14 protein-coding genes are annotated in these 12294 nt (G+C 72.7%); 8 read left to right on the plus strand and 6 right to left on the minus strand.

From position 1 onward, the window contains the following. Positions 1–135: 135 nt before the first annotated feature. Complete coding sequence (leuA, locus tag J7523_RS11685; RefSeq protein ID WP_291886519.1) at positions 136–1881, plus strand: 2-isopropylmalate synthase; 1746 nt, start codon at positions 136–138, stop codon at positions 1879–1881. Positions 1882–2114: 233 nt separating this feature from the next. Beyond that, positions 2115–2846 carry a DNA repair protein RecO gene (gene recO / locus J7523_RS11690; RefSeq protein WP_291886521.1) on the plus strand — a complete coding sequence of 244 codons (732 nt, stop codon included), beginning with the start codon at positions 2115–2117 and terminating at the stop codon, positions 2844–2846. Between the two features lie 23 nt (positions 2847–2869). Here the strand turns inward: recO and J7523_RS11695 are convergent, their stop codons facing one another. Further along, positions 2870–3361 (minus strand): SRPBCC domain-containing protein, encoded by a 492-nt coding sequence (locus tag J7523_RS11695; RefSeq protein ID WP_291886523.1) that lies wholly within the window; start codon positions 3359–3361, stop codon positions 2870–2872. A gap of 154 nt (positions 3362–3515) precedes the next feature. Between J7523_RS11695 and J7523_RS11700 the strand changes: the two genes are divergently transcribed. From J7523_RS11700 to J7523_RS11710, 3 genes are read left to right on the plus strand one after another with little or no spacing between them, the layout of a single operon-like run. After that, positions 3516–3953 carry an NUDIX hydrolase gene (locus tag J7523_RS11700; protein ID WP_291886525.1) on the plus strand — a complete coding sequence of 146 codons (438 nt, stop codon included), beginning with the start codon at positions 3516–3518 and terminating at the stop codon, positions 3951–3953. Positions 3954–3994: 41 nt separating this feature from the next. After that, entirely contained in the window at positions 3995–4777 is a 783-nt protein-coding gene (locus tag J7523_RS11705) for an isoprenyl transferase (protein ID WP_291886527.1), read from the plus strand. A 39-nt stretch (positions 4778–4816) separates the two neighbouring features. Next, complete coding sequence (locus J7523_RS11710) at positions 4817–5191, plus strand: VOC family protein (RefSeq protein ID WP_291886529.1); 375 nt, start codon at positions 4817–4819, stop codon at positions 5189–5191. Positions 5192–5270: 79 nt separating this feature from the next. Here J7523_RS11710 and J7523_RS11715 read toward each other — a convergent pair whose 3' ends face one another. The 4 genes from J7523_RS11715 to J7523_RS11730 form a co-directional block, all read right to left on the minus strand. Next, entirely contained in the window at positions 5271–5837 is a 567-nt protein-coding gene (locus J7523_RS11715) for a VTT domain-containing protein (protein ID WP_291886532.1), read from the minus strand. Positions 5838–5922: 85 nt separating this feature from the next. Beyond that, positions 5923–6882: a metal ABC transporter permease gene (locus tag J7523_RS11720; RefSeq protein ID WP_291886534.1), complete on the minus strand. Its 960-nt coding sequence runs from the start codon at positions 6880–6882 to the stop codon at positions 5923–5925. Further along, positions 6879–7670: an ATP-binding cassette domain-containing protein gene (locus tag J7523_RS11725; protein ID WP_291886553.1), complete on the minus strand. Its 792-nt coding sequence runs from the start codon at positions 7668–7670 to the stop codon at positions 6879–6881. Before J7523_RS11725 ends, J7523_RS11720 begins: the two co-directional genes overlap by 4 nt. 8 nt (positions 7671–7678) lie before the next feature. Next, a complete protein-coding gene (locus tag J7523_RS11730; protein WP_291886535.1) occupies positions 7679–8626 on the minus strand; it encodes a metal ABC transporter substrate-binding protein in 948 nt (315 codons plus the stop codon). A 161-nt stretch (positions 8627–8787) separates the two neighbouring features. On the opposite strand from J7523_RS11730, the gene J7523_RS11735 reads away from it, so the two are divergent. Together J7523_RS11735 and J7523_RS11740 are read left to right on the plus strand one after the other, a co-directional pair. Next, positions 8788–10173, plus strand: a complete 1386-nt coding sequence (locus tag J7523_RS11735) for a glycine--tRNA ligase (RefSeq protein ID WP_291886538.1) — start codon at positions 8788–8790, stop codon at positions 10171–10173. A gap of 4 nt (positions 10174–10177) precedes the next feature. Continuing rightward, positions 10178–11032, plus strand: coding sequence for a nucleotidyltransferase domain-containing protein (locus tag J7523_RS11740; protein WP_291886540.1), 855 nt, complete (start codon positions 10178–10180; stop codon positions 11030–11032). A gap of 67 nt (positions 11033–11099) precedes the next feature. Here J7523_RS11740 and J7523_RS11745 read toward each other — a convergent pair whose 3' ends face one another. After that, positions 11100–11762 (minus strand): hypothetical protein, encoded by a 663-nt coding sequence (locus J7523_RS11745; RefSeq protein ID WP_291886542.1) that lies wholly within the window; start codon positions 11760–11762, stop codon positions 11100–11102. 90 nt (positions 11763–11852) lie between these two features. Between J7523_RS11745 and J7523_RS11750 the strand changes: the two genes are divergently transcribed. Next, positions 11853–12294, plus strand: a 442-nt coding sequence (locus J7523_RS11750) for a tRNA-dihydrouridine synthase (protein WP_291886543.1), incomplete at its 3' end; no start/stop codon positions are given.

The following is a 12294-nucleotide window of genomic DNA, read 5'->3' on the forward strand; positions in this document are numbered from 1 at the left end:
GGGGTATGGTGACGACGTGCTCCGGATCACCCTCCTTCTTCGCTGCCGCGACGAGGCCCTCTAGGCCGCATCCTCGTCGCGGAGTTCCGTGCGCCGGCTGAGCCCGCCGAAACCGCAACGAAGGACGAGAACCCGATGAGCTACCTCGAGACGAGCCCCCAGCGGCCGTCCACGATGCCGATCCACAAGTACCGCCCGTTCCACGAGCAGATCCGGGTCGACCTGCCGGACCGCCGGTGGCCCGACGCGAAGATGACGAAGGCCCCGCGCTGGTGCGCGGTCGACCTGCGCGACGGGAACCAGGCGCTGATCGAGCCCATGAACCCGGCCCGCAAGCTCGAGATGTTCGAGCTGCTCGTCCAGATGGGGTTCAAGGAGATCGAGGTCGGCTTCCCGTCGGCGTCGCAGACGGACTTCGACTTCGTCCGGATGCTCATCGAGGAGAACCGGATCCCGGACGACGTCGTCATCCAGGTGCTGACGCAGGCCCGTGAGCACCTGATCGAGCGCACGTACGAGGCGATCGCCGGCGCCAAGCAGGCGATCGTCCACCTGTACAACTCGACGTCCACGCTGCAGCGCGAGGTCGTGTTCCGGTCCGACGAGGACGGGATCGTCGACATCGCGGTGTCGGGGGCGCGGTTCTGCAAGAAGTACGAGGAGCTCATCCCGGACACGGACGTGTTCTACGAGTACTCCCCGGAGTCGTACACGGGCACGGAGCTCGAGTTCGCGCTGCGGATCTGCAACGCGGTGCTCGACGAGCTGGGCCCGACGTCGGACAAGAAGGTCATCATCAACCTGCCGGCGACGGTCGAGATGGCGACGCCGAACGTGTACGCCGACTCGATCGAGTGGATGAGCCGCAACCTGCGTCACCGCGAGAACGTCGTGCTGTCGCTGCACCCGCACAACGACCGGGGCACCGGTGTCGCGGCCGCCGAGCTGGGCTACCTGGCCGGCGCGGACCGCATCGAGGGCTGCCTGTTCGGCAACGGTGAGCGCACAGGCAACGTCTGCCTGGTGACGCTCGGCCTCAACCTGTTCAGCCAGGGCATCGACCCTGAGCTGGACTTCTCCGACATCGACCACATCCGCCGGACGGTCGAGCGCTGCAACCAGCTGCCCGTGCACGAGCGGCACCCGTACGGCGGCGACCTGGTGTTCACGGCCTTCTCGGGCTCCCACCAGGACGCCATCAAGAAGGGCCTGACCGCCATGGAGGCGAACGCGGCCCGGCAGCACAAGGCGGTCGACGACCTGGTGTGGGCCGTGCCGTACCTGCCGATCGACCCGAAGGACGTGGGTCGCTCGTACGAGGCGATCATCCGGGTCAACTCACAGTCCGGGAAGGGTGGCATCAGCTACCTGATGAAGTCGGAGAAGGACCTCGACCTGCCGCGTCGGCTCCAGATCGAGTTCTCGCAGGTGGTGCAGCGGCACACCGACGAGCATGGCTCGGAGGTCACCGCGGACGACCTGTGGCGGATCTTCAACGACGAGTACCTGCCGGTGGAGCCGGGTGGTCCGCTCGACCCGTGGGGGCGGTTCAAGCTGCGCGCCACCCGTGCGACCAGCGTCGAGGACGGGCCGGACACGCTCACGGTCGACCTCCTCGACCGCGGCGAGCCGCGCACGCTCGAGGGCTCGGGCAACGGCCCGGTCGCGGCGTTCGTCGACGCGGTGAAGTCCGTCGGCGTCGACATCGCGGTGCTCGACTACGCCGAGCACGCCCTCTCGTCGGGCGGCGACGCCACGGCTGCCGCGTACGTGGAGTGCGCGATCGGCGACCAGATCCTGTGGGGGGTCGGCATCGACCCGTCCATCACGACGGCCTCGCTCAAGGCCATCATCTCGGCCGTCAACCGGCACGAGCGCTGAGACCGCCGACGCGTGCCTTCCGTGCGCTGACCCGCACGGCACGCCGGCCCTGACTTCCGTCCCGCTGCCCACCACCGCGGCCGGGCGGATGCGGCAGGCCGGCCGTCGGCGACCCCGGCGACCGACCCGACCGTGCGAGCCCCGCGCCGCCGGCACCCGTTCTGCACGCCGCCCTCACCCCGGGCCGAGCGTGTCCCGCGGAGGGTGTCGGCGGCGCAGGGGACAATGAACCGGTGAGCCTCTACCGCGACGAGGCGATCGTCCTGCGCACCCACAAGCTGGGCGAGGCCGACCGGATCGTCACCCTGCTGACCCGCACGCACGGCAAGGTCCGTGCGGTGGGCAAGGGCGTGCGCCGCACGTCGTCCCGGTTCGGGTCCCGGCTCGAGCCGTTCATGCACGTCGACCTGCAGCTGAGCACCGGCCGCAACCTCGACATCGTCACGCAGGCCGAGACCATCGGCGCGTACGGCAGGCCGGTGTGCGAGGACTACACGCTGTACACGGCGGGCACGGTGATGCTCGAGACGGCCGAGCGGCTCGTCGAGGCGGAGCGCGAGCCGGCGCTGCAGCAGTACTGGCTGCTCGTCGGTGCCGTGCGGGCGCTGGCCGGCCGCGAGCACGCGCCGGGTCTGGTCCTCGACTCGTACCTGCTGCGAGCCCTCGCGGTCGCGGGGTGGGCGCCGAGCTTCACGGACTGCGCCCGCTGCGGCGAGCCCGGCCCGCACTCGTCGTTCGCCGTGGCGTCGGGCGGGGCCGTGTGCCGGGCGTGCCGCCCTCCGGGGTCCGCCGCACCCGCGCCCGAGACGTTCGCCCTGCTGGCCGCGCTGCTGGCGGGTGACTGGGCGGTCGCGGACGCGAGCGCCGAGCGGCACCGGGGCGAGGGGAACGGGCTCGTGGCTGCGTTCTGTCAGTTCCACCTGGAGCGTCAGCTGCGGTCGCTGCCGATGGTCGAGCGGGTCTGACCGCCCGACCATCGGCGGCAGGTTCAGCGGAGGGCGTCGGCCGCCGCGAGGTGGCCGGCCGGGGCTGCGACGGGCGAGCCGGTGTCGATGAGGGTGCGCAGGTTGCCCAGGACGTACGAGCTCCACGCGTCGTCGCACACGTCGTAGCACTCGTGCTCGGGCACGAGCCCGACGTGCGTGAACACGACCTGCGTGCGGCCGTCGCGCTCCGTGACGTCGAACGTCACGGTCGTGCCGGTCCACTCCTGCCGGTCCTGGACGAACGTGAGCTCGCTGTCGAGCGTGAGCCACGCGACGCGGCGGGGCGCGACGAGCTCGGTGATCCGGAACCTCGTCCAGTGCAGGTCCGTGACGCGGTACGTGAACTCCTCGCCGAGGCGGTCGGTGCGGCCCTCGATCTGCGGCTGGGTCGGGGCCGGCGGGCCGGACCACCAGGCGCGCACGTCGTTGATCGCGGCGAACGCCTCCTCGGGTGTCCGGTCGGTGGTGAAGGTCAGGGTGAGGCTCGTGCTCATGTCGGCTTCCTCCTCGTGTGCAACGGTGCGGTTGCATTTCACGATAGGCGCGCCCGACGCAGAGATGCAACCCTGCGGTTGCAGAGAACCGTGCGGCAGAATGCCTCGTCCCGGGCGCCCGCCGGCCCGCGGACGACGACCAGGAGGGGATGACGTGCAGCTGAGGGTCGCCGCGTACGCCGTGGTGCTGGACGACGAGGGGCGGCTGCTGCTGTCGCACTGGAACGAGGGGCCGCAGCGCAACGCCTGGTCGATGCCGGGCGGTGGCCTCGACCCGGGGGAGCACCCGGTCGACGCGGTCGTCCGGGAGGTCCGTGAGGAGACCGGCTACGACGTGGTCGTCGACGAGCTGCTGGGGGTCGACTCGATCGTCATCCCGACGGAGCACCGGCAGCCGTACGCCGACGTGCCGCTGCACGCGCTGCGGATCGTGTACCGCGCGCACGTCGTCGGCGGCGAGCTGACCGTGGAGGTCGACGGGTCGAGCGACGACGCCCGCTGGTTCACGTCCGCCGAGGTCGACGGGCTGCACCGTGTCGACCTCGTGGACGCCTCGCGCAGGTTCGCCGGACTGGTGCCGTCGGTCGACTGACGAGCGCCTGGACGCCCACGTGGACCCGGCAGAATGGGCGCGTGCCCCAGCCTCCCTTCCCGCACCCGTCCGGCGCGCGCCCACCGGCGATCCCGCTCGAGTTCGTGCCGAAGCACGTCGCGATCGTCATGGACGGCAACGGCCGGTGGGCCAACGCCCGCGGGCTGCCGCGGATCGAGGGCCATCGGGCGGGCGAGGCGTCGCTGCTCGACGTCGTCGCGGGGGCCATCGAGATCGGCGTGCAGCACGTGTCGGCGTACGCGTTCTCGACGGAGAACTGGTCGCGCTCGCCCGAGGAGGTGCGCTTCCTCATGGGCTTCAACCGGGACGTCCTGCGCCGCCGCCGCGACATCATGAACTCGTGGGGCGTGCGGGTGCGATGGGCCGGTCGTCGTCCGCGGCTGTGGCGGTCGGTGATCGCCGAGCTCGAGGAGGCCGAGCGGCTGACCGCGGGGAACTCGACCTGCACCCTGACCATGTGCGTGAACTACGGCGGTCGGGCGGAGATCGCGGACGCCGCGCAGGCGATCGCGCGGGACGTCGCCGCCGGCCGCGTCAAGGCGGATCGCGTCAACGAGAAGCTGTTCGCGAAGTACCTGGACGAGCCCGACCTGCCCGACGTCGACCTGTTCCTGCGGTCGTCGGGTGAGCAGCGCACGTCGAACTTCATGATCTGGCAGGCCGCGTACGCCGAGCTCGTGTTCCTCGACGAGCCGTGGCCCGACGTCGACCGGCGGCACCTGTGGCGCGCGTGCGAGATCTACGCGCAGCGGGACCGGCGGTACGGCGGGGCGGTCGACCGGCCGGGTGTCACTTCCGCCTGACCTGCGGCGATGTCGGACCCTGCCGCTACGGTCGCTGGCATGACGACGACGATGACGGTGGAGATGGTCACGTTCGACACGCTCGACGCCCGTGCGTTGGCGGCCTGGTGGGCCGCGAGGACCGGCGGGACCGTGGTCGACGAGGCCGAGGGGTGGTTCGTGGCGGTCGAGCCGGCCGACGGCGCGGGCCTGCGGCTCGGCTTCCAGAAGGTGCCAGACCCGACCCCCGGCAAGAACCGGGTCCACCTCGACCTGCACCCGTCGGACCCGGCCGCGGCTGTCGACGAGCTGGTCGCGGCGGGGGCCACGTTCGTCGCACGGCACACCGAGGGCCCGTTCTCGTGGGCCGTGCTCGCCGACCCCGACGGCAACCAGTTCTGCGTGTCCCAGCCGCAGACCGCCGCCGGCTCCTGACGCCGGTCCAGGTGCGGACCGGGAGCGCGTGGCAGGGTCGGCGCGCTGCCGGTCGGCAGGGCAGTGGCGTGGGCGACGCTCAGTCGAGCGCGTCGGCCCGCTCGTCGTCGGCGACGTCGGCCGCGTGGCGCAGCAGGCGGTGCCGCACGATCCACACGACGACCATGAGCAGCACCACGACCACGGCGAGCAGCGCCCACGGAGAGGCCGCGAACAAGGCGAGCGCACCCCAGAAGGCCCCGAACCCGACGGTCGCCCACACGATCGCCCACACGATCGCCCCGGGGATCGACGCGAGCGAGAACCGCAGGTAGCGCATCTTGACGAGGCCCGCCGACGCGAAGACCGCGGTCTGCAGGCCGATCGTGAGGTAGGCGAGCGTCACGGCGACGGCACCCCAGCGGCGCACGAGGTCGAGCCCTCGCTGGGCCGCGCGGGTGCTGGTCCAGCGCTCGAGGCGTTCGATCGTGGACCGCCACCAGCCCGGCCCGCTGTCGCCGCCGTGGACCTGCTGCGCGCCCCGCGTGACCGCGCGCCCGGCCCAGTACGTGGCGTGCGAGCGCGCCATCACGATCGCGAACAGCACGATGACCGCGATCCCGATGGGTGCCCCACCGAGCCCGTAGGCCTCTCGGACGTCCGTCACGTCCCGATCTTCCCCTGCAGGGCCCGTCCGGGCCGAATCGGATCGGCCGCGCCGGCAGGGGAACGCCGGGCGGGTGGCCCGGGCGTCAGCGGCTCGGCGCTGCGGGGTCCGGCTCGTCGACGCACATCTCGTCGACGTCGTCGTCGGCCAGCAGCACGTCGTCGACCATGTCGGGGTGGGGGTCGCGGACGGGTTGCGGCCGTCTCAGCGCGGGTCGCAGCGCCGCGGCGACGGCGTAGACGAGCACGGCGAGGACGACGATCGTCGCGCCCGGCGGGATGTCCTGCCAGTACGTGAGCACGAGCCCGACGACGCTCACGACGACGCCCGTGATGCTCGCGGCAGCCATGGTCCGGCCGAACGAGCGGGCGTAGAGCTGGGCGATCGCGACGGGCACGATCATCAACGCGCTCACGAGCAGCAGGCCGACGACCCGCATCGCGATGGTGACGGTGAGGGCGGCGATCGTCGCGACGAGCATCGACAGCACGCGGACGGGCAGGCCGCTGGCCCGGGCGAACTCCTCGTCGTGGCTCACGGCGAACAGCGCGGTCCGCAGTCCGAGACCGACACCGAGCACGACGGCGGCGAGCGCGGCGGTCCACCACAGGTCGGTCGTCGAGACGGTCGAGATCGAGCCGAACAGGTAGCTGATGAGGTTCGCGTTGGTGCCGCCCGCGACCTTGATGAGCAGCACACCGCCCGCGATGCCGCCGTAGAACATGAGCGCGAGCGCGAGGTCGCCGCTGGTGCGGCCGCGTTCGCGGACGAGCTCGATGACGACCGACCCGATGACGGCCGCGACGACCGCGCCGGGCACGGCGAGCGCGTCCTGCGGCACGAGGTTCGCCCACGAGCCGACGAGCCAGCCGAGCGCGACGCCGGTGAGCGCGACGTGCCCGATGCCGTCGCCCATGAGCGCCATGCGGCGCTGCACGAGGAACGTGCCGACCACGGGGGCGGCGGCGCCGACGAGCACGGCGGCGAGGAGGGCCCGCTGCATGAGCGGCGAGGTGAGCATCTCGACGACCTGGTCCATCGTCATGGCCCCACCTCCACGGAGAGCGTCGGACCGGTCGGCGGTGGCTCGGGGTCCGGGTGGGCGTGCGTGTGGTCGTGGTGGTCGTCCGCGTGGTCGCTGCGGGGCCGCGGCGGTGCGCCGTCGTGCACCACGCGCCCGTGCCGGAGCACGACCGCGCGGTCGATGAGCGGGGCGAACGGACCGAGCTCGTGCAGGATCACGACGATCGTCGTGCCGGCGTCGCGCAGGCGGGCGACCGTGTCGACGAACGTCGCCTGTGTGGGGATGTCGATGCCGGACGTCGGCTCGTCGAGCACGAGCAGGTCGGGGCGGCGGACGAGCGCGCGCGCGATGAGCACGCGCTGTTGCTGGCCGCCGGACATGTCCTGGACGCGCTGGTGCGCGCGGTCGGACAGGTCGACCTCGGCGAGCGCGTCGAGCGCGCGGCGGCGGGCACCGTGCGGGAGGCGCAGCGTGCGGCCGTGCAGGAGGCCCGACGTGACGACCTCGAGGGCCGTCGACGGGACGCCGGCCGCGGCGGGCAGGCGCTGCGGGACGTACCCGATGCGGGACCAGGGGGCCGACGGGCCGAGCGGCGCGCCGAACAGGTGGACGGTGCCGGTGGTGGTCGGGACGACGCCGAGCAGCGCGCGCACGAGCGTCGACTTGCCGGAGCCGTTCGCGCCGAGCAGCGCGAGGACCTCGCCCGACGCGACGCTGAGGTCGACGCCGGACAGGATGTGCTGCCCGCCGAGCGCGACCCCGAGGCCGTGGGCCTGGACGACGGGTGCTTCGGCGGTGGCGTGGGGCATGGCCGTGCTCACGAGCAGGACAATGCCACGCGCAGCGCGGCGAGGTTGTCGTCGGCGATCGAGAAGTAGTCCGCGTCGCCCGTGACGCCCTCGATCGGGTCGAGGACGGCGGCGTCGATGCCCAGGTCGGCCGCGAGCGTCCGGGCGACCTTGGGGCTGACGAGCTGCTCGAAGAAGATCGTCGTCACGCCTTCCTCGCGGACGATGTCCTCGACCGCGGCGAGCCGCTTGGGCGACGGCTCCGCGTCGGGGTCGAGCCCGGAGATGCCGACCTGGTGCAGGTCGTACCGGTGGGCGAGATAGCCGAACGCCTCGTGCGAGGTGACGAACGTGCGGGTGTCGCACGAGGCCAGGCCCTCGGTGTACCGCTGGTCGAGGTCGTCGAACCGGGCGTTGAGTGCGTCGGCGTTCGCCCGGTACTCGTCGGTGTTCTCGGGGTCCGCCTGGCTCAGCGCGTCGGTGACGGCGTCGACCGCGGCGGGCATGCGGCTCGGGTCGAGCCAGAAGTGCGGGTCGAGGGCCCCGTGGTCGTGGCTGTCCTCGTCGGCGTGGTCGATCTCGTCCGCGTGGCTCTCCGTGCCCTCCTGCTCGAGCGTCAGCAGGTCCTCGACGTCGGCCACGTCGACCACGCGCTCGGGCGACGTCTGCTCGATCGCCTCGTCGACCGCCGCCTGGAAGCCCGACAGGTAGACGACGAGGTCGGCGCGGTCGATCCGCGAGACCTGGGCGGGGGAGAGCTCGACGTCGTGCGGCTCGGCGCCGGGCGGCGTGAGCGAGTCGACCGTGACGCGGTCGCCGCCGACCTGCTCGGCGATCATCTGCAGCGGGTAGAACGACGCGAGCACGTGGACGGTGTCGTCGTCGGACCCGGCCGACTGTGCGCAGCCCGTGAGGACGACGGGGAGGACGGCGAGCGGTGCGAGGCGCAGGAGCGCTCGTCGACCTGAGGTGAACATGACAATGATTCTCAACGAGACGAGAACCATTGTCAAAACGCTGACCAGCGGCGCGGCGCCGCCCGGTAGCCTGTGCGACGACGCCGACCGTGGCACCCGGCCACGGTCCCCCCAGCCCGCGACCTCCAGCCGCGGGCGCCACCACTCTGGAGTGATCGCTCGTGGCTGCACCGTCCCGCCTGGACTCCGTCGTCTCCCTGGCCAAGCGCCGGGGCTTCGTCTTCCCGAGCGGTGAGATCTACGGAGGTACCCGGTCGGCGTGGGACTACGGCCCGCTCGGCGTCGAGCTCAAGGAGAACATCAAGCGCCAGTGGTGGCGCACGATGGTGACCAGCCGCGACGACATCGTCGGCCTGGACTCGTCCGTCATCCTGCCCCGCCAGGTGTGGGTCGCCTCGGGCCACGTCGGCGTCTTCACGGACCCGCTGACGGAGTGCCTGAGCTGTCACAAGCGGTTCCGCGAGGACCAGATGATCGAGGAGTTCGAGGAGAAGAAGGGCCGTGCGCCCGAGGGCGGCCTCGCCGAGATCGCCTGCCCCAACTGCGGCACGCGCGGCCAGTGGACCGAGCCCCGCGACTTCAACATGATGCTCAAGACGTACCTCGGCCCGATCGAGGACGAGTCGGGCCTGTACTACCTGCGCCCCGAGACCGCGCAGGGCATCTTCGTGAACTTCAAGAACGTCTACACCTCGGCGCGCATGCGCCCGCCGTTCGGCATCGGCCAGATCGGCAAGTCGTTCCGCAACGAGATCACGCCCGGCAACTTCATCTTCCGCACGCGCGAGTTCGAGCAGATGGAGATGGAGTTCTTCGTCGAGCCCGGCACCGACGAGACGTGGCACCAGTACTGGATCGACACCCGCACCGACTGGTACGTCGACCTCGGCATCGACCGCGAGAACCTGCGCCACTACGAGCACCCCGCCGAGAAGCTCTCGCACTACTCCAAGCGCACGGTCGACATCGAGTACCGGTTCGGCTTCACCGGCAGCGAGTGGGGCGAGCTCGAGGGCATCGCCAACCGCACCGACTTCGACCTCGGCACGCACAGCGAGCACTCGGGCCAGGACCTGTCGTTCTTCGACCAGGCCAAGAACGAGCGCTACGTGCCGTACGTCATCGAGCCGGCCGCGGGCCTCACCCGCTCGCTCATGGCGTTCCTCGTGGAGTCGTACCACGAGGACGAGGCCCCCAACACCAAGGGCGGCGTCGACAAGCGCACGGTGCTCAAGCTCGACCCGCGCCTCGCGCCGGTCAAGGCCGCCGTGCTGCCGCTGTCGCGCAACGAGGCGCTCAGCCCCAAGGCGCGCGACCTCGCCGCCGAGCTGCGGCGCAGCTGGAACGTCGACTTCGATGACGCCGGCGCGATCGGCCGCCGGTACCGCCGGCAGGACGAGATCGGCACGCCGTTCTGCATCACGGTCGACTTCGACACGCTCGAGGACCAGGCCGTGACGATCCGCCACCGCGACGACATGTCGCAGCAGCGGGTCGCGCTCGACCAGGTCACGGCCTACCTCGCGCAGCGCCTCGTCGGCGCCTGACGTCGTGCCCGGCGCGCCGCGCGTCGCGCCGCGCGGCCACGACCTGCCGGGGTCCCTGGACCCCGCGGTCGTGGCCGCGGTCGACGCGCGCCTGGCCGGAGTCGCGGCGGCCGAGGGCGTCCACGTCGCCTGGGCGGTCGAGTCCGGGAGCCGGGCCTGGGGCTTCCCGTCGCCCGACTCGGACTACGACTGCCGCTTCCTGTACGTCCGCCCGGTCGCGCGCTACCTGGACCCGTGGCCGCCGCGCGACGTGGTCGAGACGCCGCTCGACGCGGTCCTCGACGTCAGCGGCTGGGACGTGCTCAAGGCGGTACGGCTGGCGGTCAAGGGCAACGCCACCGTCGGCGAGTGGCTGCGGTCCCCGCTCGTGTACGGCGGGGAGGCGGGCTTCCGCGACGAGCTGCTGGCGCTCGTCGACGCGGTCGGCGACCGCGCCGGGCTGGTGCGTCACCACCTGCACGTCGGCACGGACCACTGGCGTCGCAGCGGCGCCGCCGACGGCGCGCGCGTGCCGCTCAAGCGGGTGTTCTACGCGGTCCGGCCCGCCGCCGTCCTGCACTGGCTCGCGGCGCACGACGCGCCCACGCCACCCATGAACCTCGGCGAGCTGCTCGACCAGGCGCCGCCGCCCGCCGAGGTCCGCGCGGCCGTCGACGACCTCGTCGCGGCCAAGGCCGTCACGCGCGAGCTCGGCGACGGCGTCGTGCCGGACGTGCTGCGCGCGTGGGTCGAGGCGCGGTTCGCGGACGCCGAGGCGGCGCTCGCCGGGGGTGCGGGGGGCACGCCCGAGGAGCCGCGCCGCGCCGAGGCCGCGGACCGGTTCCGCGACCTGCTCGCGCGGTGGGCGCCCGACGGCTGACGAGCGCGCCGCCGCGCGCGGACCCGCGTGTCGTCGCCGGTCGGCGGGCGGAGGCCCCACGGCGTCGTCAGCTGCCGGGAACCGAGTTCCACGGCCGCTCGACGGTGCCGATCCAGCGCTGCGGTGCGGCCGCGGCGACGGCCTCGGCGGTCGCCCGCGCGACGTCGGGCGACGGTGCGAGGAACAGCCGGTAGCGCACGGGCGGGAGCCCGTCGACGGGGGCGGGATCGGCCGGCACGTGCAGGAGCCGCCGCGACCGGCCGCCGAGCGTCGCCTCGCGCGTCCAGATCTCGAGCGACCAGCCCTGCACGCCGATCAGCGCGTTGCCGATCGCGGCACCCGCGCTCAGGGCGACGGGCTTGCGCATGTAGGACACCGCGACCGCGCCGACCTCGTCCCACGACGCGAGCCGTACGCGGTCGTGCCCCTGCCACCAGTCCAGGCCGTCGTGGTCGACGAGCATGCCGGCCGGGCGCCGCAGGTTCCGTAGCGTCACGACCCCGCCCAGGGCCACCGCACCGAACAGCAGCACGCCGCAGATCAGCACGACCCGCGCCAGGGCGATCGTGGTCGGGTCGTCGTTCTCCGACGTCAGCGGGCCGGCGAGCATGACGCCGCAGCCCACCGCGAGCAGCGCGGCCAGCGCGACGCTCACGGTCAGCAACGGCGTCGCACCCCCGCGGAAGTCGATGCGCGTCGCGCCGGGCGGGGGCGGGGGCAGGTCGGTCACGCCGGGACGTTAGCCGCGCCGTACGGGCCGTCACAACCGCTGCGGGGTGCGGGCGTGGGCCGCGGCGGGGCCGTGGGGGACAATGGGCGGGTGCCCGCGTCCACCCCCGTCCCCGCCACGCCCGTGACCGGTGCGAGCCCGGCGCTCCCGCCGCTGCGCATCGGGCCGATCACGGTCGACACGCCCGTCGTGCTCGCACCGATGGCCGGCGTCACGAACGCGGCGTTCCGGCGGCTGTGCCGCGAGTCGGGGGCCGGGCTGTACGTCGCGGAGATGCTGACGAGCCGCGCGCTCGTCGAGCGCAGCCCCGAGTCGTTCCGGATCATCGCGTTCGAGCCCGACGAGGTGCCGCGCTCGGTGCAGCTCTACGGCGTCGACCCGACCACGGTCGGCGCGGCGGTCCGGCTGCTGGTCGAGGAGGACCGCGCCGACCACGTCGACCTGAACTTCGGCTGCCCCGTGCCCAAGGTGACGCGCCGCGGCGGCGGCGCGGTGCTCCCGTGGAAGCGGGACCTGTTCGCGGCCATCGTCC

Source organism: Cellulomonas sp. (assembly GCF_017744555.1).
Lineage (GTDB): Bacteria > Actinomycetota > Actinomycetes > Actinomycetales > Cellulomonadaceae > Cellulomonas.

What these genes read in the sequence shown, in the direction of transcription:
- leuA (WP_291886519.1), top strand. Translation starts at nt 136, where the DNA reads ATGAGCTACCTCGAGACGAGCCCCCAGCGGCCGTCCACGATGCCGATC.
- J7523_RS11695 (WP_291886523.1), bottom strand. Translation starts at nt 3,361, where the DNA reads ATGAGCACGAGCCTCACCCTGACCTTCACCACCGACCGGACACCCGAG.
- J7523_RS11710 (WP_291886529.1), top strand. Translation starts at nt 4,817, where the DNA reads ATGACGACGACGATGACGGTGGAGATGGTCACGTTCGACACGCTCGAC.
- J7523_RS11720 (WP_291886534.1), bottom strand. Translation starts at nt 6,882, where the DNA reads ATGACGATGGACCAGGTCGTCGAGATGCTCACCTCGCCGCTCATGCAG.
- J7523_RS11725 (WP_291886553.1), bottom strand. Translation starts at nt 7,670, where the DNA reads ATGCCCCACGCCACCGCCGAAGCACCCGTCGTCCAGGCCCACGGCCTC.
- J7523_RS11730 (WP_291886535.1), bottom strand. Translation starts at nt 8,626, where the DNA reads ATGTTCACCTCAGGTCGACGAGCGCTCCTGCGCCTCGCACCGCTCGCC.